Here is a 26,644-nt window from a genome sequence, read left to right as displayed (position 1 = left end):
CGTGAAATGGGCCCGGCATCACTGCCCGGGACGCTGAAGAACACAGCGCCCCCGCACAAACTCAGCGGCCCCGACCGGGACGCGGCAGCGTCTCGATCGGGGCCAGCTCAGCGGGTCACTCCCACTCGATGGTTCCCGGCGGCTTGCTGGTCACGTCCAGCACCACGCGGTTGACCCCGTCCACCTCGTTGGTGATGCGGTTGGAGATCTTGGAGAGCAGCTCATACGGCAGGCGCGACCAGTCCGCGGTCATGGCGTCCTCAGAGGAGACGGGCCGCAGCACCACGGGGTGACCGTAGGTGCGGTGATCCCCCTGGACGCCGACCGAGCGCACGTCCGCCAAGAGCACCACGGGCATCTGCCACACCTGGCGGTTCAGCCCGGCAGCGGTCAGCTCCGCGCGGGCGATGGCGTCCGCCTTGCGCAGCAGGTCAAGGCGATCCTTGGTGACCTCGCCGATGATGCGGATGCCGAGACCGGGGCCCGGGAAGGGCTGGCGGTGCACAATCTCATCCGGCAGGCCAAGGGCGGTGCCCACGGCACGCACCTCGTCCTTGAAGAGCGCGCGCAGCGGCTCCACCAGTTCAAACTCGATGTCATCCGGGAGCCCACCCACGTTGTGGTGGCTCTTGATGTTGGCGGTACCCTCGCCGCCGCCGGACTCCACGACGTCCGGGTACAGGGTGCCCTGCACCAGGAACGCCACGTCCTCGCCCTCGGAGGAGGCAATGATCTCTGCCTGCGCCCGCTCAAAGGTGCGGATGAACTGCTCACCGATGATCTTGCGCTTGGTCTCCGGGTCGGTGACGCCGGCGAGCTTGCCCAGGAAGAGCTCCGCGGCGTCCACGACCATGAGCTTGGCTCCGCCGGTGGAGGCGCCAAAGGCCTTCTCAATCTCTGCCGACTCGTCCTGACGCATCAGGCCGTGATCCACGTACACGCAGGTGAGCTGATCGCCGATGGCGCGCTGCACCAGGGCGGCGGCTACGGCGGAATCCACTCCGCCGGAGAGGGCGCAGATGGCGCGCTTGTTGCCCACCTGCTCGCGGATCCGGGCTACCTGCTCGTCCACGATGTTGCCCGCGGTCCAGGTGGGGGTGAGCCCCGCGCCCTGGTAGAGGAAGTTCTCCAGGATCTTCTGGCCAAAGGTGGAGTGCTTCACCTCGGGGTGCCACTGCACGCCGTAGAGGTGGTTCTCCTCATCCGCGAAGGCAGCCACGGGGGCGCCCTCAGACGTGGCCAGGACCGTGAAGCCCTCCGGCGCCTGGGAGACCGAGTCGCCGTGGCTCATCCAGGTGAGCTGCTCTGCCGGCACGCCGTCCAGCAGGGTGCTGATCTGGCCGGTTGCGGCCACCGGGGTGGAGCCGTACTCACGCAGGCCGGTCTCTGCGACCACGCCGCCCAGGGCGTTGGCCATGGCCTGGAAGCCGTAGCAAATGCCCAGGGTCGGGACGCCGGCGCGGAACAGGTCCGCGCCCACGACCGGTGCGCCCTCTGCATACACGGAGGAGGGACCACCGGAGAGGATGATCGCGGCCGGGTTCTTGGCCAGGATCTGCTCGGTGCTCGCCGTGTGAGGGACGATCTCGGAGTAGATGTTTGCCTCGCGCACGCGGCGGGCGATCAACTGGGCATACTGCGCGCCGTAGTCGACTACAAGAACCGGGCGCTGCTCTGAAGTGGAGGGGGTGTCAGTCACGGGCCCAAGCCTATCGGAGAGTCGTTCAGGGAAAAGAGTGTGGTGATCGGCGCCACCGCTGGCGGCACCGGTCAGGACCGGCCTCAGTACCGCCGGATGGCCTCAGGATTCTGCGCCAGGTCCTCCTGGACCTGCTTGTGCACCTTGGCCTCCATGATGAAGGAGAGGAAGGGCACCACGCCACCCAACGCAATCGCGATGAACTGCCCCAGGCTCCAGCGCATGCGCGACCACAGGATGAACACGGCCAGCAGGTACACCACGTACAACCAGCCGTGGGCAATCAGCACGGCGATGGAGACGTTGAAGCCGCCCACCACCTGCCCCTCCTGGACCAGCGTGAACACATTGCTGCCGCCGCTAAGGGTGGTTCCGCCCGCGTAGGCCACGAGCTTGAAGCCGTACTTGAGCACCATTTCCACCACCAAGAGCAGCAGCATCACGCCGGTGATGTAGGAGGCCACCTTGTAGAAGCCCGCGGCCGCCTTGATTTGCTGGCGGGTGCCAGCGAAGGTGCGCTTGCGCGTGGGCATGGGGTCATCCTCTGGAGCCGGCATGGCTGCTGGGTCCTGGGCGGGCTGGCTCATGCGTGCGGGTCCTTCCGGCTGGGCCGCTCGTTGGCGGCCTGGTCACTGGTGTGGTTCTGGGGTGTTGCGGCGGGCTGGGTGGCGTGCGTTGCGGCGGGTTCTGTGCCCGACGCCGTGTGCTCGCCTGCCGCCTGCGCGGCGCGGACGGCCTGGCGGGCCTTCCACGCCTCCAACTCGGTCTGGTATTCCTGGTCGCGGACCATGTCATCCTTGACCAGCCGCCACCAGATGAAGAAGGCAAATCCGGCGAAGACGACCCATTCGACGCCGTAGAAGATGTTGAGCCAGTTGACCTTGTCCTCTTCTGGCTGCGGGCCAACCCAGATGGGCTCAAGCCCTGCGCTGGCGGCGCCCACATCTGCGCCGGCGGAGGTCGCGTCAAAGATGGCAATGAACCCGTCGTAGCTGTCCCGATCCCAGACGTTGGCCAGGCGGGCTGCGGAAAGGTCCTTCAGGCCCTTCCCTTCGCTGCTTGGGCCGGCCGTCGGGGCCTCGCTTGGCAGCAGGCGCCCCCGCAGCTCAACGCTGCCGGTGGGCAGTGCCTGCGGAGCCGTTGCTTCCTGTTGCCACCCGCGAGCCACCGGGATCACGTTGCCCTCCGGGGCGCCGTCGGGCAGGAAAGCGGCGACCACCCAGTAGCCCTCCGCCCCGTCCTTGAGACGGTTCACCAGGAGGGCGGAGCCCTCAACGAAACGGCCCTTGGCGGTGACAATCTGGTCCGCGTCCGGCGCAAACATGTCACGCCCGGGCTGGAAGTGTGAGGTCAGCGGGACGGCGTTCTCCGTCTTGCCGGAGGTGGTCGGGGCCTTCTCCGTGGACTGGCCAAATTGCCATTGGCTCAGCAAAACAAAGAGCGTCGCCGCAATCAGACACCCCAGGAGGGTGCCGATCCATTTGGGCTTGAGGGCGGTCTTCAGCACAGTGCTTATTCTACGGCCCATAGAGAACGGGACTAACCAGCGCCCACGTGATGCCCAGCATCCCCGCGTCACCGCCCCGCCACAACAGCGGACCGCCACCCCCTCAAGGGGGTGGCGGTCCGAGGCATGGGGTGTCAGGAGCCGGCTTGGTACGGCGCCAGGATCATGTCCACCTTCTGGAAGGACTTCAGGTCCACATAGCCGGTGGTGGCCATGGACTTGCGCAGCATGCCCACCAGGTTGGAGGTGCCGTTGGTGTGGTGTGAGGGCCCGTGCAGCACCTGCGACATGGGGCCGACGGTGCCGACCCTGACGCGGTCGCCGCGCGGCACCGAATCGTGGGCGGCCTCCATGCCCCAGTGCCAGCCGCGGCCCGGGGCCTCCTCGGCGCGAGCCAGGGCCGTGCCCAACATCACCGCATCTGCGCCCAGCGCCATGGCCTTGACGATGTCACCGGAGGTGGACACGCCGCCGTCGGCAATGACGTGCACGTAGCGCCCGCCGGACTCATCCAGGTAGTCGCTGCGCGCGGCCGCGACGTCCGCGATGGCGGTGGCCATGGGGACGTGAATGCCCATGGCGCGGCGGGTGGTCCCGGTGGCGCCGCCACCAAAACCGACCAGCACGCCGGCCGCTCCGGTGCGCATCAGGTGCAGTGCGGGGGTGTATCCGGCGGCGCCGCCGACGATCACGGGGACGTCAAGTTCGTAGATGAACTTCTTCAGGTTCAGGGGCTCGTGGCGCTCCGAGACGTGCTCGGCGGAGACCGTGGTGCCGCGGATGACAAAGAGCTCCACGCCGGCCTCCAGCACCGTCTTGTAGTGCTCCTGCGTGCGCTGCGGGGTCAGCGAACCGGCCACCACCACGCCGGCCTCGCGGATCTGCTCCAGGCGGGCCTTGATCAGCTCTGGCTGAATGGGCGCGGCGAGCAACTCCTGCAGGCGGCGGGTGACCCGGGGGTCCGTGCCGTGCTCGGTGGCGCTCTCCAGCGAGGCAATCTCGGTGAGGACCTTCTCCGGATCCTCATAACGGGTCCAGACGCCCTCGAGATTCAGCACGCCCACGCCGCCCTGGCGCCCCAGCTCAATCGCGGTGTCCGGTGACATCACGGAGTCCATCGGGGCGGCGATGAACGGGGTGTCAAAGGAGTACGCGTCAATCTGCCAGGACGTGGACACGTCCTGGGGATCGCGGGTGCGGCGGGAGGGGACAATTGCCACGTCGTCCAGCGAATACGCCTGGCGGGCGCGCTTGAACCGGCCAATCTCGATGTCATTACTCACCGGGCCACCCTACCAATCCCGGGGGCCCACTCCCCCACTCGCGTCTCCCGGCCGGGCGGGGGAAGGCAGCCGGGCGCGGGAAGGCGTGCACGGCAGAAAACGCCCGACGGCGGCCCGGAACCTTTCCTGCGAAAGGTTCCGGGCCGCCGTCGGGCCCTAGAGGTTGATGCTGCGTCAGCCTCAGCGGTGGTAGTTCGGCGCCTGCACCGTCATCGCGATGTCGTGCGGGTGGGACTCCTTGAGGCCCGCGGAGGTGATGCGCACAAACTTGCCGCGGCGCTTCAACTCCGGGATGGTCTGGCCGCCCACGTAGAACATGGTCTGGCGCAGTCCGCCCACCAACTGGTGCACCACGGAGGAGAGCGGGCCGCGGAACGGCACCTGACCCTCGATGCCCTCGGGGATCAGCTTCTCATCCGTGGGGACATCCGCCTGGAAGTAGCGATCCTTGGAGTAGGAGGTGTTCTTGCCGCGGGTCTGCATGGCCCCGAGCGAGCCCATGCCGCGGTAGTTCTTGAACTGGCGGCCGTTGACAAACACCAGGTCTCCAGGGGATTCCTGCGTGCCGGCCAGGAGGGAGCCAAGCATCACGGAGTCGGCGCCGGCCACGAGGGCCTTGCCAATGTCACCGGAGTGCTGCAGCCCACCGTCCGCGATCACCGGAACGCCGGCCGGAATGGCGGCCTTCGCGGACTCGTAGATGGCGGTGACCTGGGGCACGCCCACGCCGGCCACCACGCGGGTGGTGCAGATGGAGCCGGGGCCCACGCCCACCTTAATGGCGTCAGCGCCGGCGTCGATCAGCGCCTGGGCGCCCTCGCGGGTGGCTGCCTGGCCGCCGATGATGTCCACGTGCGCCGCCGCCGGGTCCTTCTTCAGGCGCGCAATCATGTCAAGCACACCCTGGCTGTGGCCATTGGCGGTGTCCACGACCAGCAGATCCACTCCGGCATCCACCAGGGACATGGCGCGGTCGTAGCCCTCGCCAAAGAAGCCCACGGCGGCGCCGGCCCGCAGGCGGCCCTCGTCGTCCTTGGTGGCCAGCGGGTAGTCCTCCGCCTTGTCAAAGTCCTTGACCGTGATGAGGCCCTGGAGCACATTCTTGGAATCCACCAGCGGCAGCTTCTCGATGCGGTGCTGAGCCAGCAGCTCCAGCACCTGCTCACGGCTGGTGCCCACCGGTGCGGTGACCAACGGCATGTGCGTCATCTTCTCGCGGACCTGCGTGGTGGCCCAGTCCGCGCGCGGCACAAAACGGGTGTCGCGGTTGGTGATGATGCCAAGCAACTGGCGCTGCTCGTCCACCACCGGCAGGCCGGAGACGCGGAAGTGCGCGCACAGATCATCCAGGTCCTGCAGGGTGGCGTCCGGGGCAATCGTCACCGGATCGGTGATCATGCCGGACTCGGAGCGCTTCACCTGGTCCACCTGACGAGCCTGCTCGTCGATGGAGATGTTGCGGTGGATGATGCCGACGCCGCCCAGGCGGGCCAGGGCAATGGCCATGTTGGCCTCGGTGACCGTGTCCATCGCCGCCGAGAGGATCGGCACATTCAGGGAGATCCGCTTGGTCAGGCGCGTGCTCGTGTCTGCCTCAGAGGGGATCACATCCGTGGGGCCGGGCAACAACAGCACGTCGTCGTAGGTCAGACCCTCGAAAGCGAAGGGATTGAAGTCATCGTTGGCGCTCACGCGATGCCTTTCGGGAGGAGCCGGTGGGGTAGGTATTAGTCTAGAGCGCCGAAGGGGGTGGGATTCATTCCCAGGCCACTTCCTGGCCACAGCGGCCCGTGATCCCTCTCACCCGCGATGCCAGCTTGCGGGCCCAGCAACCTTGCGGGCTTCGCAACCTTGCGTGCCTACCATCCCAGCGCGGTCTTCATCCTGCGATCGAAGGCGGCGCCTGTGGTGGAGGAGAACTTCGCGGTGAGGTGTGAGTTATCGATCCACACATTCACGTTGCCGATCACGGGCGGGCAGGTGCCCTGGGGGCAGACCACGTCGTTCAGGTCCATGGTGCGCACGCCCGGGATCCGGTCCGGCCCGCTGCTCAGTTCCAGCGCCGGGTTGCTCGGTGCCACCAGGTCCTCCAGGCGCCCCTCACAATCCTGGACCGAGGTGGTCAGCGTGGCTTGGCAGTCCGCCACATCAAAGGCCTGCCGCGGGGTGTCACGGATCGCCACGATGGGCAGGCCGGCCTTGGCCCACGGGGCAAGGGCCGCGCGGAGCCCGTCCACGACCACCTCCTGCGGTGCCACCTCCCCCGCCGTGGCCGGCTCGGTGGTGCGGGTCCCGACCACCAGCACGGCGTCGATGGAGGCGGCCCGGTCCAGCACGTAGTCCTTGGCGGCGGCGTTGTGATTCTGGCAGTCCACATGCTCCGCCTCATTGGGCAGGTCGCCGTAGCGGCACCCGGGCCGGTAGACCATGACCCACCGCAGGTCGCTGTGGTTTGCTGCGGCGTCCAGCGCCGGGGACCACTGCTGTGCGTGCGAATCCCCCACCATCACCACGGTCTTCTTGGCCTCCGGGTTCCCACCCTGCAGGCAGAACTCGTTGGCGGGGTTATCCGGAACCCAGTCCCCCGTGCACGCCTCCCCCGGCGTGGCCCAGTCGTTCTTGACTTGGCTGGCCAGCGGCAGCGCGATGGAGGAGGGATCACTCTCATCCACAAAGTCACTCTCCAGGCTGGCGGCTCCCGGATTATCGCGCTCCGGCTGCACGGCCGCGGCGCGCTCCTGCGAGGTCAGGGCGCTCTGCCAGACGGCCAGCGGCAAGACGGCCGCCAGGCTGATCAGGACCACGGCCGCGCTGCGGGCATTGCGCTGGAAGGCACCGCTGTAGCGCCCGACGACGCGTGGGAGCGCCCCAGCCAGGGCGGCGGTTTGCCGGGGCAGGCGGAGAAGGCGGGGCAGGCGGGGCAGGCGGGGTACCCGGTGCTGGCGGGGTTCTTTGGATTCTTTGGGTTCGTGAGCGTCTGCGGAACGCGAGGCGCGCGCGGTGGTGACCGAGCGGCGTCGGGCAGCGGCCCACCGGGTAGCCGGCGCCTCCACGTAGCGGTGCGTCAGCCAGGCCAGCAGCATGGCACCAAGCAGCATCAGGGCTCCCTGCCAGAAGGTGGGGCGCTCCTGTCCAAGCAGGTAGAGGCTGAGGACAAGGACCGGCCAGTGCCACAGGTAGAGCGGGTAGGAGATGGACCCGAGCCAGGTGGCGGGTCGGCGCGATAGCCACCAACCGACGTCGGCCCGCGTGAGTGGGCGCTCCCCGGTGCCGGCCACGATGATCGCGGCCGCGGCGAGGGTGGGCCATAGGGCCGCGTAGCCAGGGAACTGGCCCTCGACGTTGAGCAGCACGCCGCAGCTGAGCAGCGCGGCCATCCCGAGCCAGCCCAGCGCGCGGGAGAGCAGGCGCGGAAGGGCAGGGATGCGGTCCACCGAGAGGGCCAGGAGGGAGCCGAGCGCAAACTCCCACAGGCGGGCCTGCGTGGAGAAGTAGGCCTGCGCCTGGTGGGACTGCGTGAACTGGACCGAGTAGGCCAGGGAGGCGCCGCCCACCAGCAGGAACACCACGATCATGACGGCCCGGAAGCCGATGGGGCCGCGCCCACGGCGGGCGGCAAGGGCGCTGAGCCCGCGAGCCAGCAGCGCGCCGCCGGCCAGCAGGAGCGGCCACAGCACAAACACCTGCCCCTGCACGGAGAGGGACCAGAAGTGCTGCAAGGGGCTCGCGGAGGAATGATCCGCGTTGTAGTAATCAACGGAGGCGGCGGCCAGGTGCTGGTTTTGCGTGTAGCCAAGCGAGGCCCACGCCTGCGTCATGAACTCCGCCCACCGGGTGGCCGGCTGCAGCAGCAGGGTGACGCACACCGTCACCACCAAGGTCAGCACGGCGGCGGGGAGCAGGCCCTGCAGGCGCCGCAACCACGAACCGGCCACGGTCCGCGGCGCCCCCTGATCCACCGAGCGGGCCCAGCCGCCGGTCAAGAAGAACGCGGACATGAGGAGGAAGACGTCCACTCCCCCGGAGACCCTGCCAATCCAGATGTGATAAACCGCCACCAGCAGCACGGCCACACCCCGCAGGCCGGCCAGGTCACGGCGGAAGGAACCGGAGCGCTGGGGCGCCTGAGCGGCGGCGGCAGTGGCCCCGGTCGCGGACACAGACGTGCCCTGACGCTGAGGGGCGGGGGTGATGTTGTGTGGCATCAGTTCGGGATTCCTGGCGGGGAGGTGACCGCTGGATCACATCAATGTTACCTGAGCGTGACCTTTTCTGCTGGACCGGGGGCCGGCTGGGGCCGGCCGGGGGGCCAGCCCCGGGACCTGCGCCGACAACAACGCCGCCCTCCCCGCACAGGCGGGAAGGGCGGCGTTGGGGTGGCGACGCCAAGCTGCGCGGCCGGGAACGTCAGGGGAGGATTAGTCCTCTTCGTCCGCCGGCTTGTCCACCACGAGGGTCTCGGTGGTGAGCACCAAGGCCGCGATGGAGGCGGCGTTGCGCAGGGCGGAACGCGTGACCTTGACCGGGTCAATGACGCCGGCCGCAAGCAGGTCCTCGTACACGCCGGTCTTGGCGTTGAACCCGGAGTTCACCGGGGACTCGGCCACCTTGGCCGCCACAACGGAACCGTCAAAGCCCGCGTTGGCTGCGATCTGCTTCACCGGGGTGGTGAGAGCGCGGCGCACAATGTCCACGCCGGTGGCCGCATCGCCCGTGAGCGAGGTGACCGTCTCGTCGGTGTCCAGCACGGCGAGGGCGTCAACGAGGGCGGTGCCGCCGCCGGCGACGATGCCCTCCTCCAGTGCCGCACGCGTAGAGGACACGGCGTCCTCGATGCGGTGCTTGCGCTCCTTGAGCTCCACCTCGGTGGCGGCGCCGACCTTGATCACGCCGATACCGCCGGAGAGCTTGGCCAGGCGTTCCTGGGCCTTCTCGCGATCCCAATCGGAATCCGAGCGCTCCATTTCAGCCTTGATCTGGGACACGCGACCCGCAACGTCCTCGGCCTCGCCTGCGCCATCCACAATCGTGGTGGAGTCCTTGGTGACCGTGACGCGGCGTGCCGTGCCAAAGACCTCGGGGCCCACCTGGTCCAGCTTCAGGCCCAGATCCGGGGAGATCACCTGGGCGCCCGTGAGCACCGCGATGTCCTGGAGCATGGCCTTACGGCGATCGCCGAAGCCCGGGGCCTTCACGGCCACGACGTTCAGGGTGCCGCGCAGCTTGTTCACGACGAGCGTGGACAGGGCCTCGCCCTCCACGTCCTCCGCGATGATGAAGAGGGGCTTGGAGGCCTGCAGGGCCTTCTCCAGCAGCGGCAGGAACTCCTGAACGGAGGAGATCTTGCCGGAGTTGATCAGGATGTACGGGTCCTCGAGGACAGCCTCCTGGCGCTCCGGATCCGTGACGAAGTGCGGGGACAGGTAGCCCTTGTCGAACTGCATGCCCTCGGTGACGACCAGCTCGGTGTTGGTGGTGTTGGACTCCTCGATGGTGATGACACCCTCGGTGCCCACCTTCTCAAAGGCCTCTGCCAGCAGTGCGCCGATCTCGTCCGACTGCGCGGAGATGGCGCCGACGTGGGCCACGTTGGCACCCTCCACCGGACGCGCGTTCTCCTTGAGGCGGTTCTCCACGGCCTCAACGGCCGCCTCGATGCCACGCTTGACGTCGCCAGGGGCGGCGCCGGCGGCAACGTTGCGCAGGCCTTCCTTGACGAGGGCCTGGGCCAGGACGGTCGCCGTGGTGGTGCCGTCGCCGGCAACATCGTTGGTCTTGGTGGCGACCTCCTTGGCGAGCTGAGCGCCAAGGTTCTCGTAGGGATCCTCGAGCTCCACCTCACGGGCGATGGTCACGCCGTCGTTGGTGATGGTCGGGGCGCCCCACTGCTTGCCAAGAACCACGTTGCGGCCGCGGGGGCCCAAGGTGACCTTGACGGTGTCAGCGAGGCGGTCAACGCCGGCCTCGAGGGCCTTGCGTGCCGCGTCATTGAACGCGAGCTGCTTTGCCATATTTATGTGCTCCTACAGTGAAGAAGTCTTGAGATGAGGGGCCTCACACGGGGGTGAGGCAAAAGAGCGGGTCCGCGAGAGCGGGCCACACTCAGACGCCGTCGCCCCGCCCAGCTGGGCTGGTACGGGGCGACGGCGCGAGGATCACTTCTCGACGATGGCGAGGACGTCGCGGGCGGAGAGCACCAGGTACTCCTGGCCGCCCACCTTGACCTCGGTTCCGCCGTACTTGGAGTAGATGACCACGTCGCCTTCGGCGACGTCCACCGGAACGCGGTTGCCGTTGTCGTCGATGCGACCGGGGCCCACGGCGACAACCTTGCCCTCCTGGGGCTTTTCCTTGGCGGTGTCCGGGATGACCAGGCCTGAGGCGGTGGTCTGCTCGGCCTCGAGCTGCTGGATGACGATGCGATCCTCGAGGGGCTTGATGGAGACCGACATGCGGCTCTCTCCTTCTGTCGTGACCTAATGATTCTGGACCGCCTGCGGGCCGGGTCGTCGTCGCGGTGCCGATCCGGATGCCTGCGGGGTGGTGATCAGCACTCACGTGCTGCGAGTGCTGATGTCCTCACTCTAGGAAGGCGCTGGCACTCGGTCAAGGTGAGTGCCAGAAGTTCACCCACGGCGAGACCGCCCGGCGCCGCCGTCGCCGCCCCTCGCCGTCTAGGGTTGAGGTCATGTCGTTGCCTACCGCGTCCTCCGCCCAGGAACCGCTTGCCCCGCTGCTGACCCCGGAGGGCCTGGCCCTGCTGGCGGCCCACCGCCCGGCGGAGGCCGGATCGGATGCCGCGGCCACCGAGCTCACGTTGCGCCTGCGCAAGGACGGGCACCCGGCGGAGCTGGTCAGCGCCGCGGTGCATCAGCTGCGCCTTCGCTCCCGGGGCGAGGCCAAGTTTGGCCCGTTTGCGGACTCGCTCTTTTTGACGCGCGCCGGGCTGGAGCAGGCCACGCGCCTTCCCGTTGCGGCCCGCCACGCCCAGCGCTTTGCCGGGGCGGGCCTGAGCTCCGTCGCCGACCTTGGATGCGGGATCGGCGCGGACTCGCTGGCCTTCGCCTCGCTGGGGCTGGCCGTGACGGCCGTGGAGGCGGACGAGCTCACGGCGGCGGCCGCCACCTTGAACCTGATGCCCTTCGACGACGCTCGGGTGATCCACGGGGACGCCACCACGGTGGACCTGGAAGGGGTCGACGGCGTGTGGCTGGATCCTGCGCGACGCGACACGAGTTCCTCCGGAACCCGGCGCATCTTTGATCCGGAGGCCTTCTCCCCGCCCCTGAGCTTTGTGGAGTCCCTGGCTGACGCCGGGCGCGAGGTGGGCGTGAAACTGGGGCCCGGCCTGCCCCACACCGCCGTGCCGGAGAACGCCGAGGCGGTCTGGCTCTCGGACGGCGGGGACGTCGTGGAGGCCACGATGTGGTTCAACCGCCTTCGCAGGCCTCAGGTGCGCCGGGCCGCGGTGGTGGTCCGCGGCAATTCCTCCGCGGAGCTCACCGCATCCACCTGGTTCCCCGGCATGGATCCGGAGGCGGCCGCATTGGTAGGAGACCTCTTGGTCCCGGACGGCCTGGATGGGCTGGGCCGGTTCCTGGTGGAGCCGGATGGGGCCGTGATCCGGGCGGGGCTGGTCGCGGACCTGGCTCAGCAGATCGGGGCGCGCGGCCTTGACCCGCACATCGCCTACCTGAGCTGCGAGGAGGAGCCGAGCACTCCGCTTGGCCATGCCTACCGTGTGGTGCAGGTCCATCCGCTCAAGTCCAAGCACCTGCGCGCCTGGGCCAAGTCCACCGGCGTGAACCGTCTGGATGTGAAGAAGCGCGGCGTGGATGTGACGCCGGAGCAGCTGCGCCGCGAGGTGCTGGCCGGGCTGGGCAAAAACAAGAACGGGCGCGCCGCCACGCTCATCCTCACCCGCGTCGGCGAGCGCCGCGCGGCCATCGAGGTGGAACCACTCGGCTAGCCACCGCGTCACCCGCGGCCCCACCGCAGCCCACATGGCGCCACTGTGGTGCCACTGTGGTGCCACTTTTGCTTGACGTGACACCATGATGGTGCCACAGTGGTGCCATGGATCTCGATCGCTTTGTTTCCGCCACCCAGCGCGACCTGGCCGCAGCCGTCCCGGAGGATTCTGCCGCGGCAGAGCACGCGGAACGGCTGGCCCTTGCCCTGGACTCCTCGCTGCGCCTCACCCTGATCAACGCCCTCGCCGCCGCCGCGGATGAACTCAGCGCCGACCTGGCCCCCGGCTCCGTCAGCCTGGCACTTTCCGGCGGCGAGCCCCGGCTCACCGCCTCAGGGCTCACGCCCACCGCGGACACCGAAGCGGAAGCGGAGGCGGCCCCGCAGCCCACCCCGCGTTCCGGCGAGGCAGCAGCGGGGCTGTACCCCGCGGCGTCGGGCATAGCGGATGCCCTGGAGGCGGACCACGGGGAAACCGCGCGCATCAACCTGCGCCTGCCGGAGTCGCTGAAGTCCCAGGCGGAGGCCGCTGCCGCCGCCGCCGGGCAGTCCGTCAACGCGTGGCTGGTGCGCACCGTCGCCACCGCCGTGGCCACCCCGCCCCTGCCGCCCACTCCCCCGGCACCCCCGCGCGCGCCGGGCGTGCGCAACGACGGCCGTCGCATCACCGGCTGGATGAACTGACGCGCACCCCGCGCGCCTCCCCCTCTCGAAAGGCAACGCCATGCAGGACTTCACCGTGGCACCGGACGCGCGGCTCGTGATCGCCGTGCCGTCCGCTCTCATCAACATCAAGGCCAGCGCGGAGCCCGGACGCATCAGCGTCCAGGTAGCGCCCGCGCACCCCGGCCGCGGCATTGACCAGCGCACCGCAGAGCGCATCAGCGTGGAGGGCAGCAAGGATGCCGTGAGCATCTACGCGCCCACCCTGGGCCTCTTTGGGTTCAACCTGGGCACGGCCGTCATCACCGTGGAGGTGCCACAGGGCACCCCCGTGGAATGCCGCACCGGTAACGGATCCGTGCGGGTGGATGGCCCGGTGGGGCAGGCCCGCATGCACAGCTCCAACGGCTCCATCGCCGTGGACCGGGCGCTCACGCTCAAGGCCACCACCTCCAACGGGCCCGTCTTTGTTGGCACCGTTGAGGGCGAGGCGGAGCTCACCACCTCCTCCGGGGAGGTGCAGCTGGGTGCCTCCGGCGGGCGCACCACCATCAAGAGCTCCAACGGCGCGCTGAATCTGGGCCGCACCGGCAGCCCCCTCTCCGCCAAGACCTCCAACGGCTCCATCACCCTTGGCGTGCTCTCAGGCGAGGCGCGCCTGCGCACCTCCCTCGGAGCGGTCCGCGTGGACCGGGTGGAGAGCGGGCGCCTCGACGCCGCCACGTCCATGGGTGAGGTGGACATCGCCGTCTCCCCTGGGGTCGCCGTCTGGGTGGACGCCCACAGCAAGGCAGGCTCCGTCTTTAACGAATTGCAGGCCACCCCCGGCCCCGCCTCGGAGTCCACCGCCGAACTGCGCGCCACCACCTCCATGGGCGCCATCCGTCTGCGCCGGCTGCTGCAGAGCCCGGCCGCGACAAACTGAGCGGGTCCCGCCGCGGACGGAGCTGCGGGTTGCGCGGGTCGTGCGGGTCACAGAAGGGGGCCCGCGGGGCGCGCCATGATCCCCTTCGGTGACGAAGCGACGCCGTTTCGTCAGGCAAGAGGGCGCGGCGGTTCTAGAATCGGGGGAAGCAGGGTCACCGTGAGGGTGATCCTCGGTTGGAGGGAAACTACGTGCAGATCGACTTCGCGCAATCTGAGGCATCCACGCTGGGCATCGAATGGGAGATTGCCCTGGTGGACGCTCAGAGCGCCGACCTGCGCTCGGTGGCCCAGGAGGTTCTGGACGGAATCAAGCTCCAGGACGGCCTCGGCATCGATGATGAGCACCCGCGGGTGACGCAGGAATTGCTCTCCAACACCGTGGAGTTGGTGACCGGCGTGCACCACGAGGTGGCCTCGGCTCGCGCCGAGCTCTCGGAGACGCTCGCGGAGGTGCGCCGCATCACCGACCCGCTTGGCGTGGAGCTCTACAGCGCGGGCTCGCACCCGTTTGCCCCGCCGGAGCTGCAGCCGGTCACGGACAAGGAGCGCTACGCGACCCTGATTGATCGCACGCAGTGGTGGGGCCGCCAGATGGTCATCTACGGCGTGCACGTGCACGTCGGCCTGGACCACAGCGCCAAGGCCCTGCCCATCGTGGACGGGCTGATCAACTACCAGCCCCATCTGCTGGCGCTCTCCGCCTCCTCCCCCTTCTGGAGCGGGAACGACACCGGATACGCCTCGCAGCGCTCCCTGATGTTCCAGCAGCTTCCCACCGGCGGCCTACCCTTCCACTTTGATCAGTGGAGCGAGTATGAGAAGTACGTGGCGGACATGGTCCACACGGGCGTGGTGGATGAGATCAACGAGATCCGCTGGGACGTGCGCCCCGTTCCGCGCTTCGGCACGGTGGAGATGCGTATCTGCGATGGGCTGACCTCCATCCGCGAGGTGGCCGCCGTGGCCGCCTTCACCCAGTGCCTGGTGGCGGACATGTCCGCGCAGCTTGACGCGGGCCGCCACATCCCGGTGATGAGCAACTGGTTCCGCGTGGAAAACAAGTGGCGGGCCGCCCGCTACGGGCTCGACGCGATCATCATTCTTGACTCGGCGGGCAACGAGAAGCTGGTCACCGAGCACCTCGCGGACGAGCTCACGCGCCTGGCCCCCGTGGCCAAGCGCCTGGGGTGCGAGCAGGAACTGGCCGACGTCTGGCGGATCGTCACAGAGGGTGCCGGCTACCAGCGCCAGCGCGCGGTGGCCGCGGCGCATGACGGTGACCTGCGCGAGGTGGTGCTGCAGAACACGCGCCGCCTGCGCATGGAGGACTAGGCCCGGCTTACGCGGCCGGCGGCAGCGAGATCACGGACGGCGGCATTCCCGTGTCCGTCCCAAAGTCGGTGCCGGTCGGGGCTACGCCCGCTTGGACCAGCTGTGCCCCGAGGGCGGCAATCATGGCGCCGTTGTCGGTGCAGAGGCCGGGGCGCGGGATGCGCAGACCGATCCCCGCCGATTGACAGCGTGCTGTCAGTAATTCACGCAGGCGGCTGTTGGCTGCCACCCCTCCGCCCAGGAGCAGGTTCTTGAGCCCGTGCTCCTGGCAGGCCAGGACCGCCTTCTTGGTGATCACGTCCACCACGGCCTCCTGGAAGCTCGCGGCCACATCCGCCACAGGAACCTGAACGCCGCGGGCGTGGCAGTCCTCCACATAGCGCGCCACGGCGGTCTTGAGCCCGGAGAAGGAAAAATCGTAGCGGTGCGGGCCGGGCGCCTCCGCCGTGCCCATGAACTTGCCAAGGCTCAGCCCGCGCGGGAAGCGGATGGCCTTGGGGTTTCCCTGCGCCGCCAGCTTGTCAATCACTGGACCGCCCGGGTACGGCAGGCCAAGCAGGCGTGCCACCTTGTCGTAGGCCTCCCCCGCTGCGTCGTCGATGGTGCTGCCCAGCAGCTCCACATCGGAACTCAGCGAGCCCACGCGCAGAATCTCCGTGTGCCCGCCGGAGACCAGCAGCGCCGCCAGGGAATCCGGCAGTTCGCCGCCCTCCAACACGCCGACTCCCACGTGCGCCACCAGGTGATTCACCGCGTAGAGGGGCTTGCCCGTGGCCAGCGCCAGCGCCTTAGCTCCTGCGACCCCCACCATGAGGGCGCCGGCGAGTCCCGGGCCGGTGGTCACGGCGATGGCATCCACCTCCGCCAGCGTCACGTCCGCGGTGGCCAGCGCCTCACGCAGGGTGGGCACCAGCGATTCCAGGTGGGCGCGGGAGGCAATCTCCGGGATGACCCCACCAAAGCGCACGTGCTCCTGCATGGAACTGGCCACGGCGTTGGCCAACAACTCGGTGCCGCGCACCAGGCCAATCCCCGTCTCATCGCAGCTGGATTCGATCCCCAGGACCAGGGGTGCATCGGCGCTCATGCTTGTTCTCCTTCGGCGGGCACTGGCCCGCTGTGACCGTTGCCTTGGACGTCGCCGTGGACGTCGCCTCGGCCCGAGTCACTGCCACCCAATGCGCGTTGCATGATCAGCGCGTCCGTTCCGTCGTTGTAGTAGCCCTTGCGGGTGTGAATGGTCTCAAATCCGTGCCGCACGTACAGGGCCTGGGCGCGCGGGTTGTCCTGGCGCACCTCTAGCAGCAGGTCCGTGGCGCCCCACGCGCTGGCCCGCTCCACCATGAGGCGCAGCAGGAAGCTCCCCAGCCCGTGCCCCTCGTGCGCGGCCAGCACACCGATGGTCTGCACATCCGCCAGCCGCGGCGAATACTGGGCACCGCAATAGCCCACCAGCTCACCCGTGGCCGTGCGCACACCCCAGTAGCGACGCCATTCTGGGTGGGCTAGCTCCTCGCGGAACATCTGCTCCGGCCAGGCATCCAGCGGAAAGAGCACCGTCTCCAGGGCATGCAGGGCCGGCACGTGTTCCGGTCCCAGCGTGGTGATGGTGTAGCCGGCGGGGGCCTTTTCCAGGTCCGACGCCGGTGCGTCCGGCAGGTGCGCCGGTCCCGGTGCATGCGGACTCATCCGCGCTGCCCTGCCTTGACGTCCACCCCGGCCATGGAGCCGGGCACCACCGCATCGGACTCACGCAGGTAGCGCGCCCGCGGCGCGTCCTGCGGGCGTCCCTGCTCAAGCCACGCCAGGCCAAGGTGCGCGGCGCTCACCGCCAGGCTTTCTGTTCCCGGCAACACCGGGAGCGGGTGCGCCGCCAACTGCTCCGAGCGGGCGGCGACGCCCGCGCCGGCCAGCACCACGCCGTCGGGCAGGGAAGTGCCGTTGACCGGCAGGGTCTCCGCGCGCATCGGAAGGGTCTCCACGCCGCCCACGTGGGGGCCATCCAGGCGCTCCCCGCGGCTGGAGTAGCGCGCCCAGTAGAGCTCCTTGCGCCGCGCATCAAGGACAGCCAGCAGCTCCGAGGCGCCCGCCGCGACCGCGAGCGGCGCGGCCTGGTGCGCCAGGCCATCCAGGGAGCAGAGGCCATAGACGGGGATGCCCCAGGCAAAGGCCAGGGTCTGGGCCGTGGCCAGCCCAACGCGCAACCCGGTGAAGGGGCCGGGGCCGTCTCCGGCCAAAATCACGTCCGGCGCGTCCCAACCGGCCTCGGCGAGCGCGGAGCGCACCGCGGGCGTCAGGTCCTCGGCGTGGCGATGGGTGTCTGTTCCGACCAGGTCGCTCAGGATCTGAGCGTCGCCGGAGGAGGAATCGTCCGGGGCCTGAATCAAGGCGACGGAGACGACGGAGGAGGTGTCAATGACAAGCAGACGCACGCGACCAGTTTACGCCCGCCGCGTTCATGCCCTCGCTCTGTTCGCGTGCCCCTGCGAGCACGTCCTAGCTCAGGGAAGGGGGTGGGACTCCAGGGCCGAGCGCAGCCGTTGCCAGGCCGCCGCGTCCCATCGCGGGCCGTGAGCGCTGAGGTGCAGTTGCCGCGGCGTCGCATCGTCCTCCAGCTCCTCACTCTCCCAAGGGGCCGGGGCATCTGCTGCGCGCTCCAGCTCGGATGCGCCGCCGACCGGGCGGATCAGCTCCAGTTCCAGGCGGGAGTCGGAGAGCCCCTCCGCGCGGTCGCGTCCCCACTCCACGACGGTGACGGCCCGGTCCATGGTGTCCACCAGGTCCAGGTCCTCCAATTCTCCGGCGGAGCCGAGCCGGTAGGCATCCACGTGCACCAGCTCGGGGCCGCCGGTCAGGGAGGGGTGCCTGCGGGCCAGGACAAAGGTCGGGGAGATGATCCCGCCGCGCACGCCAAGTCCCAGCCCCAGCCCTTGGGTGAACGTGGTTTTTCCGGCTCCAAGTTCCCCCACCAGCACCAGCAAATCACCGGCCTGCAGCACAGTTCCGAGTCTGCGGGCGGCCTCCTGGGTGGATGGGGCGCTGGGAAGCTCCAGGTTCAGGCGCATCTGCTCCACTACTGTCCTTCCTCGCTGCTTGCGGGGTGCTGATTCTGGGGAGGCTCGTCCTGTGGACGCTTGTCCTGGGGCCCGCCGGCGCTGGGCGCCTCTAACCACCTGCGCGGCACGCGCTCGGAGATGCGGGTGACGATCTCGTAATTCAGCGTCCCCGCCGCGCGGGCCCACTCCTCCACGGCCGGGGCGCCCTCGCCGCCGAACAGGACGGTCTCGGCGCCCAGGAGCGCGTCCTCGTCCGCATCCGGGCCAAGGTCCACCACAAATTGGTCCATCGCCACGCGCCCCACGCTGGGGTAGACGGAGCCGTTGATCAGCACGGGCCCGCCCTCGCTGACCCGTGGCACGCCGTCCGCGTAGCCCAGCGGGACCAGGCCAAAGACCGTCTCCCGATCCGTGCTGTAGCGCAGCCCGTAAGAGACGCCATGCCCGGCCGGCACCCGCTTGACGTTGGCCAGGCGCGTGGACAGGCGCATGGCCGGACGCAGCTTGAGATCTGCGCTGGTGACGCCCTCAAACGGGGAAAGCCCATAGGTGGCCAGGCCGCAGCGCACCAGGTCAAAGTGGGTGTCCGGCCGCGAGAGTAGCGCGGGAGAGTTGGCCAGATGGCGCACCTGAGGCTCAAGGCCCGCCTCCCGTGCCTGGGCCACCGCCTCGCGAAACGCCTGGAGCTGCTCGTCCGTCTCTGGGCGCTCTGGCTCGTCCGCGACCGCGAAGTGGGAAAAGATGCCCACCACCCGCAACACTCCGTCCGCCTCCAGCTGCGCGGCCCGTTCCAGCAACGCCGGCCACTGCGCGCGGGTGCTGCCGTTGCGGCCCAGCCCGGTGTCGATCTTGAGGTGCACGCGGGCGGGGATCCGCACCGCACGCGCCGCGCTGGCGATCCCCTCCAGCTCCCAGCCGGACACGCCAAGGTCAATCCCCGCCGTGATGCCGGCGGCAAAGTCGGTGGCCTCGGTGTGTAGCCAGCACAACAGCGGGGCGTCGATGCCCGCAGCACGCAAGGCAAGGCCCTCTGCCACGTGGGCGGCGCCGATCCAGGTTGCCCCGGCCTCCAGCGCCGCCTTGGCCACGGGAACCGCGCCGTGACCGTAGGCGTTGGCCTTCACCACGCTCATGACCGCGGCCGGGCTCGTCCGCGCCACGATCTGGCGGATGTTGTGGCGGATCGCGCAGAGATCGATGCTCGCCAGGCGCTCTGGTTCAGCGGGGAGTGAGGGGTCGTGGTGCACGGGCCCCACTTTAGTCGTCCCGATCAGCCGTCTTCACCCTGCTTTGTTGGCGCCGACCGGCTTTGTCTGCACCTGCAGGGCCACGCTGGCGTGGCAGAATCGTGCCCATGCCCGCCGACTCTCCCACCCCTACTCAGCGCCCCTCCGATCCGGACTACCCGGGCGCGCGGGTCGACGCGGAGGCAGGCGCGCGGGTCGGCGCGGAGGCAGGCGCAGCCGTCCACGGGGAGGCCGGCGCAGCCGCCGGGGCTGAGCAGTGGCCGGGCGTGAGTTACGTGATGCCCGTCCTGAATGAGGAGACGGACCTGGAAGAGGCGGTCAACGCGGTCCTGACCCAGGACTACCCGGGTCAGACGGAGCTGGTTCTCTCCCTTGGCCCCTCCACGGACGGCACGGATGTGATTGCCGCGCGCCTGGCCGCGGCGGACTCCAGGTTGCGCCTGGTCCACAATCCCGAGGCCAACATCTCCAAGGGTCTGAACCTGGCCCTGCGGGCTACCGTCCACCCCATCATTGTCCGCGTGGACGCCCACGCCACGCTCTCCGACGGCTACACGCGAGCGGCCGTGCGGACCCTGCATCGCACGGGCGCCGCCAACGTGGGTGGCGTCATGAGCGCCCATGGCAAGGGCGCCGTGCAGCGCGCCATCGCGGTGGGATACAACTCCCGCATGGGCCTGGGCGGCGCCGCCTATCACGGGCACGGGGAGGCCGGACCGGCCGAGTCCGCCTACCTTGGCGTGTTCCGCCGCGAGCCGCTCTTTGCCGTGGGCCTCTTCGACGAGGGGATTGCCCGCGGGGAGGATTGGGAGCTCAACCTTCGCTTGCGCGAGGCCGGCCACCTGGTCTACTTCGATCCAGATCTCACGGTGACGTACTGGCCGCGCGCCTCATGGGGCGCCTTGGCCCGGCAGTTCCACGCCACCGGCGTGTGGCGCGGAGAGTTGGTCAGGCGCCACGGGGCCAGCAACTCCCTGCGTTTTTTTGCCCCGCCAGCGCTGGTGCTCCTCATCACCGTGGCCATCATCGTGGCCGTCCTACAGGCCACCGGTGTGCTGCACGGCTGGCTCGGCTTGGTCGGTTCCCTGGCCTACGCCCCGCTGGGCCTCTACCTTGCCCTGTTGCTTGGGACGGCCGTGAGCGCCAAGAACGCGGGTGGCTTGGCCGCCCGGGTTTTGGTGCCGGGCGTGCTCGCCACCATGCACGTGGCATGGGGAACCGGCTTCCTGCGCGGCGTGGTGACCGGCGGCGAGGGCACCGTGGATACCTCACGGGTACGCATCGAGGACCCCGCGGCGGGCTAGTCGCGCCTGCTGAAGAAACCCGGGCCAGGAGAGCCAGGCACCTCAGCGCAGGAAACCCTCGGCCTCCAGCCGGCGCACCACACGCTCGCCCGCGGCGCCGTCGTCCCAGGGCGTGAAGTCCGCCCGCCAGGCAGCGTATCGCCACTCAAACTCAGCGTCGCCCGTGCTCGCCGCGCGGATCGCCTGTACCAGCTCCTCCTCCGTGCGCGTGAGCGGGCCCGGGGCCCGCGTCTCGAAGTCCAGCCCAAAGCCGCGCTGGCTATCGCGGTACAGCTCCAGGTCGGGAACGTGAAACACCATGGGGATGCTGGTGACGGCCGCATCAAACATCACCGAGGAGTAGTCGGTGACCAGCACGTCCGCGGCAAGGAGCAGGCGTTCCAGCCCGTTCTCCCCAGAGACATCGCGGACCGCGGTTCCCGCGCCGGCGTCCCCGAGCCCCTCCGCGACGCGGCTGTGGGCGCGGACCAGGATGACGACGTCGTCGCCTTCGGTGCCCTCCCCACCCGAGCCAGCCGCGCCAATCGAGTCAGCCGCGCTGAGCGCCCGCTGCACGCGCGCGATCCCCGCGCCGTCCAGCACAATCCGCCCGTCATCGCGCCAAGTGGGTGCGTACAGCACCACGCGGGCGTGCGCCGAGAGTCCAAGGTCAACCCTCGCGGCGGCGCGGGCGGCCGCGGGGTCCGCAGGGCTGAGACGATCGTTGCGCGGGTAGCCCAGCTCCCACACCGGCCCCCTGAACGCATAGTCCGTGGCCAGGCGATGGGAGCTGTACGGGTTCTGGCTCAGCAGCGCGTCCCATCGGCGGGACTGCTTCAGGATGGCCAGGCGGGTGCGCAGGCCCACCTTGGGCCGCCCCAGCGCCAGGTTCTTGAGCGGGGTGCCGTGCCAGGTCTGCAGCACCTTTTGTTCGCCCGGGCGGGGCACGGGTGTGCGGAGCCAGTCGTTGAGGACAAACAGTCCGGCGTCCCGGCGGGCGGCCTCCCACGCCGGGGTTCCCTCCACCACCTGTTCCGCGCCGCTGGGCACCTGAACCGCCTCAGACGCCACGCTCCAGATCCTGCGCACCTCCGGGCGCAGCCGCGCCAGGGCGGCGTCGATCCCGGCGGGGTTGTCGTTGGCACGCAGCCCGTAGAAGCTCTCAAAAAAGACCACTGGCCCCGGAGTCATCGGTTCAGAGCTCGCCACGTCAGACGCCACCGGTTCGGCCTCCCTCACGTCCGCGCCCGCTTGCGGCTGGTACACGGACTCCTCGTCACGGTGCTGGCCCGGCGTGCGATCCGCCAGGATCGCGTCGTACACGCGCCCAGGGGCGCCGGGTTCCGTGACGTCAAAGAAGCGATCGCGCAGCGAGCGCGTGGCCAACAGCGAGGCCCGCGCCGTCGCGCCGTCGGGCACGCTCAGTGCCTCCCGCACCCGCTCGACGACGCCGGCCCAGTCCTTCTCATGCTCACCGGTGGTGGTGGCATAGTCCTCATACAAACCGCGGGTGCGCTCGTACTCCTCGCGGTCCGGGGCAAACCACACCAGGTGGGAGCCGGTGAGCGAGTAGTCCATCGCGACAGAGGAGTAGTCGGTGATCAGCAGCTCCACACCGCTCAGGATCTGGTTGACGTCCGCCACCGCCTCGGAGTCCGCCATGCGCAGCCGGTCGGCGCCGGCCAGGGCGGAGCGGTAGGACCCCACCCCCAACGGGTGCGGGCGCACCACAATGATCAGGTCAAGCTCCTCCGCCAGCCCCTGGAGCGCGTCGCGCTCCTGCGGCCCAGGCACCGCAGGGTCCTGGTCCCCGTCGCGCCAGGTGGGGGCAAAGAGCACCACGCGCCGGCCGGAGTCCTCAGCACCCACCACACCCGCGCCCTCCAACACACGGCAGGCCAGGGCGGCGCGCTCGCGCTTGCTGCCGCTCACAAGGGCCTCGTCGCGGGGGTCACCGGAAATCAGGATGCGCTCCGGGGGCAGGTCAAAGGCGGAGTGAATGCGAGAGGCCACCAGGGCGGACGGGACGGGAAAAAGGGAGATGCGGCGGGAACCCGCGCGGTAGAGGCGGCGCAGCAGCGCGGTGACCACGGCGGGTACCCGCCGGCCAAGGTTCAGCGTGGCCGGGGAGTCAAGATGAATGCGTTTCAGGGGAATCCCGTGCCAGAGCTGGACCACGTAGCCACCCCCGGAGGCGTAGCGGTTCACATCCCCCAGCCCGTGGGTGACGACCAGGGTCTTGGCGCGCAGGGTCCGCCAGAACCCGCGCCAGCTCTGGGCGTACACCCAGTCGATGCCCGCCTCACGGGCCTGGTCCTCTTGCGCGTCATTGGCGACCAGCCACACCATGCGGGCCATGGGCTCGCGCCGGGCCACCTCTTGCCACAGCTCCCAGGCGCCCTGTGCCACGCCTGCGCCGCTGCCAAAGACCCACTGTTTGGGTGTGCGCGGGATGAGCCACTGCGCGGGCTTTCCCAGCGCGTAGAGCGGCAGGCGGGTGAGTTTGGAGAGATTCCCGCGGGCAAAATCAAAGCCATTGGTGCCCACGTGTGTCTACTCCCCCTTGCCGTGCGGTGCGGGCCTCTTCACCCAGCACTCAAGATCAGCTCGGCTCATTCTTCCACGCACGCCGACGAATTGGCCCATCCGGTGGACTCAGCGGGTCTGCAACACGCTTCGGATTCCCGCACTGAGCCCCTCCGCTGGGCCAGGGGCTGCGGCCCCGGCCAGCCCGTGCACCACCGCCGCCGCGGCGGCCCACCGCGCCAATTCCTGGGGCGTGGCCGCGCCGCTGCGGGTCACGTGCGTGGTCAGGACCGCGCCGAGGATTCCGGCGAGCGTGTCCCCGCTGCCGGCCACCGCCAGCCCCGGCCCCGCGCTGGCCGCGGCAAAGACCTGGCCCTGCGGGGTCGCCACCAGCGTGCACGAACCCTTCAATAGCACCACGCAGCGCAGCGCCCGCGCCGCCTGCTTCACGCTCGCCAGCGGCCACCGTGCCGGGTCAGGCAGGTCAAGCCCCAGCCGCTCGGACAGCGCGCGCAGCTCGCCCGCGTGTGGGGTCAGGATCCACGGACGCGACGGCGCTGGCGACTCCACTGGCACTGGCGCTAGCGCTGGCAACTGCACGACGGCGAGCGCGGAGGCGTCCACGACGGCGGGGGTTCCGGACGCGAGGACCCTGCGGGCAGCGTCCAGGTCTTGCTCAGATTCGCCCAGACCTGGGCCAAGCACCCAGGCGTTCACCCTGCTTGCCGCCGGCCCGTCCGGTGCCTGGTCGCGAGAGGAGACCACAGCCTCCGGGACGGCGGCGCCAAACTGCAGCCTTGCCGTGCCGCGAGTGAATGCGCTGAGCATCCCCACGCCGGTCTCCAGCGCCGCCTTGGCGCACAGGATGGCCGCTCCTGGGTAGGCGGGCGAGCCGGCGACGAGGCCAAGCACTCCCCTGCTGTACTTGTGATCGCCCGCGCGTGGTGACAGCATGCTGTCCAACGCTTCGTTCGGGCTGAGCAACTGCACGGCGGGCTCCCCCAGGAGGGTGGGGTCCAAGAGCCCCGGCACGGGCACCACGTGCACCTCCCCGCAGAGCTCCCGGCCACGGCCGAGCACCAGGCCCAGCGACGGCGCACCCAACGCCACCGTCGTGTCCACCCAGGGGGGTTCCACAGGCTGGGATTCCACCGGCTGCACTTCTGTACCAGCGCAGGCTCCCCCAGCCCCAGGCTCTTCGCCCTCCGCATCCAGGCCGGAGGGCAGGTCGCAGGCAATTCGCCAGGCCGCATCGGGAAGCTGAGGCCAGGCCATGACCCGGCCCCGCGCCGAACCCGCTGTGCGCGCTCCGGTGCCCAGAGCGGCGTCGAGCACCACCGAGGCGGCGGCAAGGGCCCGCTCCGCCCCCGCCGTGCCGGCCATTCTCACGCGGCCTCCCGCCAGCCGCAGGGCTTGCGCCCCGCGCCCGTGGTGGCGCTCGGCCAGGAGGATTGCGGTGCACGCAGCGCCGCGTCGCGCCAGGGCGGCCAGCGCGTAGAGCCCGTCGCCGCCGTTGTTGCCCGGCCCCACCAGCGCCACGATCCGGGCGCCGGCCACACCGCTGCCGGCCAGGGCCGTCACCTGTGAGCGCTGGGGCAGCGGCGCGGCGATCACCGGCACGGCGCTGCGTCGCACCTGCGCGCCGCCGCGCCCCAGGTGGCGCAGCACCAGCGTCGCGATGCCCTGCGCCGCCACACGCATGTAGCGATCGGGATCCCCCGCAGCGCACGCCGCGTCAATCGCGGCGGCCTCCGCCGCGCGCAGCCTACTGCCGGGCCACACGCCGGTCACAGCCCGTCACCCTCCGCCACCACCATGGCTATCGCCGAGTCGCCGTCGTGCGTCAAAGAGACGTGCCACCTGGAGACGCCCAGCGCCGTGGCCCGCTCCGCCACCGTTCCGGACGCGCGGATGGACGGCGCCCCGGAGGGTGAGGTCACCACCTCGCAGTCATGCCAGCGCAAGTTCCCGGGGGCACCAAGCGCCTTGGCCACCGCCTCCTTCGCGGCAAAGCGCGCAGCCAGGGAACGCGGGTGCCGCACACGCTCGTCGGGGCAGAAGAGCCGCTCAACTAAGGCGGGTGTCCGCTCTATCTGACGCTCAAAACGCGCCAATGCCACCACGTCCACTCCAATGCCCACAATCACCCCACGATCGTAGCCTTCTGAGGGCCCTTGCACTTGGGTGATTAAATAGCGACCATGACCACTGCGAAAGTCCGTAAGGCCGTTTTTCCGGCCGCGGGAATGGGGACTCGCTTCCTACCCGCCACCAAAGCCATGCCCAAGGAAATGCTCCCTGTCGTGGATGTGCCCGCGATTCAGTACGTCGTGGAGGAGGCAGTTACTGCCGGCCTGCATGATTTGCTGATGGTGACGGGGCGCAACAAGCGTTCCCTCGAGGACCACTTTGACCGCATGCCCTCCCTCGAGTCCCAGCTGCGGGAGAAGGGCGATAACAACAAGCTCGCCTCCGTGCAGCACGCGACGAACTTGGGGGACATCCACTACATCCGCCAGGGCGACCCCCGCGGGTTGGGCCACGCCGTGCTGCGCGCCCGCGGCCACGTGGGCGACGAGCCCTTTGCCGTGCTGCTCGGCGATGACCTGATCGATGCCAAGGACACCCTCCTCGCGGACATGATTGCAGTACAGGAGCGTGTGGGCGGTTCTGTCATCGCCCTCATGGAGGTGCCCCACGAGAGCATCTCCGCCTATGGTTGCGCCGACGTCACAGAGGTTCCTGGGGAGAACTACGTGAAGGTCAACACTCTGGTGGAGAAGCCCTCCCCCGAGGAGGCCCCCTCCAACCTGGCCGTCATTGGCCGCTATGTGCTCCACCCCGCCGTCTTTGACGTGCTAGAGACCACCGAGCCCGGTCGCGGAAACGAGATCCAGCTGACGGACGCGCTGCTTGAGCTGGCCGGCATGCCAGCTGATCAGGGTGGCGGCGTCACCGCCGTGATCTTCCGCGGCCGACGCTTCGACACCGGAGACAAGATCTCTTACATCAAGGCCGTGATCCAGCTGGCCTCCGAGCGCGCGGATCTGGGCCCGGAGCTGGTGCAGTGGTTGCGCGAATACGTGCCCACCGCACCCACGTGGGAAAACAAGTAGGCCCCACCACCGCCCATCAACACTCAAGAAGCCC

22 protein-coding genes are annotated in these 26,644 nt (G+C 69.5%); 6 read left to right on the top strand and 16 right to left on the bottom strand.

The genetic code is table 11. The features are described 5' to 3' along the window. Nucleotides 1-115: 115 nt before the first annotated feature. The 8 genes from guaA to groES form a co-directional block, all read right to left on the bottom strand. Entirely contained in the window at nt 116-1,699 is a 1,584-nt protein-coding gene (gene guaA / locus DWQ67_RS01335) for a glutamine-hydrolyzing GMP synthase (RefSeq protein ID WP_121483780.1), read from the bottom strand. A gap of 83 nt (nt 1,700-1,782) precedes the next feature. Continuing rightward, nucleotides 1,783-2,286: a DUF3817 domain-containing protein gene (locus DWQ67_RS01330; RefSeq protein WP_121483779.1), complete on the bottom strand. Its 504-nt coding sequence runs from the start codon at nt 2,284-2,286 to the stop codon at nt 1,783-1,785. Further along, nucleotides 2,283-3,206 (bottom strand): SURF1 family protein, encoded by a 924-nt coding sequence (locus DWQ67_RS01325; protein ID WP_233555857.1) that lies wholly within the window; start codon nt 3,204-3,206, stop codon nt 2,283-2,285. The genes DWQ67_RS01330 and DWQ67_RS01325 overlap by 4 nt, the downstream gene beginning before the upstream one ends. Before the next feature lie 134 nt (nt 3,207-3,340). Then, nucleotides 3,341-4,489, bottom strand: a complete 1,149-nt coding sequence (locus DWQ67_RS01320) for a GuaB3 family IMP dehydrogenase-related protein (protein WP_121483778.1) — start codon at nt 4,487-4,489, stop codon at nt 3,341-3,343. A gap of 180 nt (nt 4,490-4,669) precedes the next feature. Then, the gene (guaB, locus tag DWQ67_RS01315; RefSeq protein ID WP_121483777.1) at nt 4,670-6,181 is read right to left on the bottom strand and encodes an IMP dehydrogenase; all 1,512 of its coding nucleotides are present in this window, start codon (nt 6,179-6,181) and stop codon (nt 4,670-4,672) included. A 167-nt stretch (nt 6,182-6,348) separates the two neighbouring features. Further along, nucleotides 6,349-8,694, bottom strand: a complete 2,346-nt coding sequence (locus tag DWQ67_RS01310; RefSeq protein ID WP_121483776.1) for an acyltransferase family protein — start codon at nt 8,692-8,694, stop codon at nt 6,349-6,351. 213 nt (nt 8,695-8,907) lie between these two features. Then, a complete protein-coding gene (gene groL / locus DWQ67_RS01305; protein WP_121483775.1) occupies nt 8,908-10,500 on the bottom strand; it encodes a chaperonin GroEL in 1,593 nt (530 codons plus the stop codon). 144 nt (nt 10,501-10,644) lie between these two features. Then, nucleotides 10,645-10,941 (bottom strand): co-chaperone GroES, encoded by a 297-nt coding sequence (gene groES / locus DWQ67_RS01300; protein ID WP_121483774.1) that lies wholly within the window; start codon nt 10,939-10,941, stop codon nt 10,645-10,647. A gap of 236 nt (nt 10,942-11,177) precedes the next feature. Between groES and DWQ67_RS01295 the strand changes: the two genes are divergently transcribed. From DWQ67_RS01295 to DWQ67_RS01280, 4 genes are all read left to right on the top strand, one after another. After that, nucleotides 11,178-12,458 (top strand): class I SAM-dependent methyltransferase, encoded by a 1,281-nt coding sequence (locus DWQ67_RS01295; protein WP_121483773.1) that lies wholly within the window; start codon nt 11,178-11,180, stop codon nt 12,456-12,458. A 107-nt stretch (nt 12,459-12,565) separates the two neighbouring features. Then, nucleotides 12,566-13,144, top strand: coding sequence for a toxin-antitoxin system HicB family antitoxin (locus DWQ67_RS01290; RefSeq protein ID WP_121483772.1), 579 nt, complete (start codon nt 12,566-12,568; stop codon nt 13,142-13,144). 40 nt (nt 13,145-13,184) lie between these two features. Beyond that, a complete protein-coding gene (locus tag DWQ67_RS01285) occupies nt 13,185-14,048 on the top strand; it encodes a DUF4097 family beta strand repeat-containing protein (protein ID WP_121483771.1) in 864 nt (287 codons plus the stop codon). A gap of 191 nt (nt 14,049-14,239) precedes the next feature. Continuing rightward, a complete protein-coding gene (locus DWQ67_RS01280) occupies nt 14,240-15,382 on the top strand; it encodes a glutamate--cysteine ligase (protein ID WP_121483770.1) in 1,143 nt (380 codons plus the stop codon). A gap of 7 nt (nt 15,383-15,389) precedes the next feature. Here the strand turns inward: DWQ67_RS01280 and tsaD are convergent, their stop codons facing one another. The 5 genes from tsaD to alr form a co-directional block, all read right to left on the bottom strand. After that, complete coding sequence (gene tsaD / locus DWQ67_RS01275; RefSeq protein WP_121483769.1) at nt 15,390-16,469, bottom strand: tRNA (adenosine(37)-N6)-threonylcarbamoyltransferase complex transferase subunit TsaD; 1,080 nt, start codon at nt 16,467-16,469, stop codon at nt 15,390-15,392. Continuing rightward, entirely contained in the window at nt 16,466-17,071 is a 606-nt protein-coding gene (gene rimI / locus DWQ67_RS01270; RefSeq protein ID WP_121483768.1) for a ribosomal protein S18-alanine N-acetyltransferase, read from the bottom strand. Before rimI ends, tsaD begins: the two co-directional genes overlap by 4 nt. After that, a complete protein-coding gene (gene tsaB, locus DWQ67_RS01265; protein ID WP_121483767.1) occupies nt 17,068-17,814 on the bottom strand; it encodes a tRNA (adenosine(37)-N6)-threonylcarbamoyltransferase complex dimerization subunit type 1 TsaB in 747 nt (248 codons plus the stop codon). Before tsaB ends, rimI begins: the two co-directional genes overlap by 4 nt. A gap of 69 nt (nt 17,815-17,883) precedes the next feature. Continuing rightward, a complete protein-coding gene (tsaE, locus tag DWQ67_RS01260; RefSeq protein ID WP_121484218.1) occupies nt 17,884-18,447 on the bottom strand; it encodes a tRNA (adenosine(37)-N6)-threonylcarbamoyltransferase complex ATPase subunit type 1 TsaE in 564 nt (187 codons plus the stop codon). Between the two features lie 8 nt (nt 18,448-18,455). Further along, nucleotides 18,456-19,685: an alanine racemase gene (gene alr, locus DWQ67_RS01255; protein WP_233555856.1), complete on the bottom strand. Its 1,230-nt coding sequence runs from the start codon at nt 19,683-19,685 to the stop codon at nt 18,456-18,458. Nucleotides 19,686-19,792: 107 nt separating this feature from the next. Between alr and DWQ67_RS01250 the strand changes: the two genes are divergently transcribed. Beyond that, nucleotides 19,793-20,989 (top strand): glycosyltransferase family 2 protein, encoded by a 1,197-nt coding sequence (locus DWQ67_RS01250; RefSeq protein WP_199712562.1) that lies wholly within the window; start codon nt 19,793-19,795, stop codon nt 20,987-20,989. Between the two features lie 42 nt (nt 20,990-21,031). Here the strand turns inward: DWQ67_RS01250 and DWQ67_RS01245 are convergent, their stop codons facing one another. From DWQ67_RS01245 to DWQ67_RS01235, 3 genes are all read right to left on the bottom strand, one after another. Beyond that, entirely contained in the window at nt 21,032-23,515 is a 2,484-nt protein-coding gene (locus DWQ67_RS01245) for a CDP-glycerol glycerophosphotransferase family protein (protein ID WP_121483765.1), read from the bottom strand. 108 nt (nt 23,516-23,623) lie between these two features. After that, nucleotides 23,624-25,285: an NAD(P)H-hydrate dehydratase gene (locus DWQ67_RS01240; protein WP_121483764.1), complete on the bottom strand. Its 1,662-nt coding sequence runs from the start codon at nt 25,283-25,285 to the stop codon at nt 23,624-23,626. Further along, the gene (locus DWQ67_RS01235; protein WP_121483763.1) at nt 25,282-25,641 is read right to left on the bottom strand and encodes a holo-ACP synthase; all 360 of its coding nucleotides are present in this window, start codon (nt 25,639-25,641) and stop codon (nt 25,282-25,284) included. Before DWQ67_RS01235 ends, DWQ67_RS01240 begins: the two co-directional genes overlap by 4 nt. A gap of 54 nt (nt 25,642-25,695) precedes the next feature. On the opposite strand from DWQ67_RS01235, the gene galU reads away from it, so the two are divergent. Next, entirely contained in the window at nt 25,696-26,610 is a 915-nt protein-coding gene (galU, locus tag DWQ67_RS01230; protein ID WP_121483762.1) for a UTP--glucose-1-phosphate uridylyltransferase GalU, read from the top strand. Nucleotides 26,611-26,644: the final 34 nt, after the last annotated feature.

This window comes from Galactobacter caseinivorans, assembly GCF_003640665.1.
Lineage (GTDB): Bacteria > Actinomycetota > Actinomycetes > Actinomycetales > Micrococcaceae > Galactobacter > Galactobacter caseinivorans.
The sequence above is the reverse complement of the archived record's forward strand: the minus strand, read 5'-3'. Positions and strand labels throughout refer to the sequence as shown.

Bases quoted from the DNA above. Each gene is read 5' to 3' on its own strand.
- DWQ67_RS01330 (WP_121483779.1), bottom strand. From the start codon at position 2,286: ATGAGCCAGCCCGCCCAGGACCCAGCAGCCATGCCGGCTCCAGAGGAT.
- DWQ67_RS01310 (WP_121483776.1), bottom strand. From the start codon at position 8,694: ATGCCACACAACATCACCCCCGCCCCTCAGCGTCAGGGCACGTCTGTG.
- groL (WP_121483775.1), bottom strand. From the start codon at position 10,500: ATGGCAAAGCAGCTCGCGTTCAATGACGCGGCACGCAAGGCCCTCGAG.
- groES (WP_121483774.1), bottom strand. From the start codon at position 10,941: ATGTCGGTCTCCATCAAGCCCCTCGAGGATCGCATCGTCATCCAGCAG.
- DWQ67_RS01295 (WP_121483773.1), top strand. From the start codon at position 11,178: ATGTCGTTGCCTACCGCGTCCTCCGCCCAGGAACCGCTTGCCCCGCTG.
- DWQ67_RS01290 (WP_121483772.1), top strand. From the start codon at position 12,566: ATGGATCTCGATCGCTTTGTTTCCGCCACCCAGCGCGACCTGGCCGCA.
- DWQ67_RS01285 (WP_121483771.1), top strand. From the start codon at position 13,185: ATGCAGGACTTCACCGTGGCACCGGACGCGCGGCTCGTGATCGCCGTG.
- tsaD (WP_121483769.1), bottom strand. From the start codon at position 16,469: ATGAGCGCCGATGCACCCCTGGTCCTGGGGATCGAATCCAGCTGCGAT.
- rimI (WP_121483768.1), bottom strand. From the start codon at position 17,071: ATGAGTCCGCATGCACCGGGACCGGCGCACCTGCCGGACGCACCGGCG.
- tsaE (WP_121484218.1), bottom strand. From the start codon at position 18,447: ATGCGCCTGAACCTGGAGCTTCCCAGCGCCCCATCCACCCAGGAGGCC.
- DWQ67_RS01250 (WP_199712562.1), top strand. From the start codon at position 19,793: ATGCCCGCCGACTCTCCCACCCCTACTCAGCGCCCCTCCGATCCGGAC.
- galU (WP_121483762.1), top strand. From the start codon at position 25,696: ATGACCACTGCGAAAGTCCGTAAGGCCGTTTTTCCGGCCGCGGGAATG.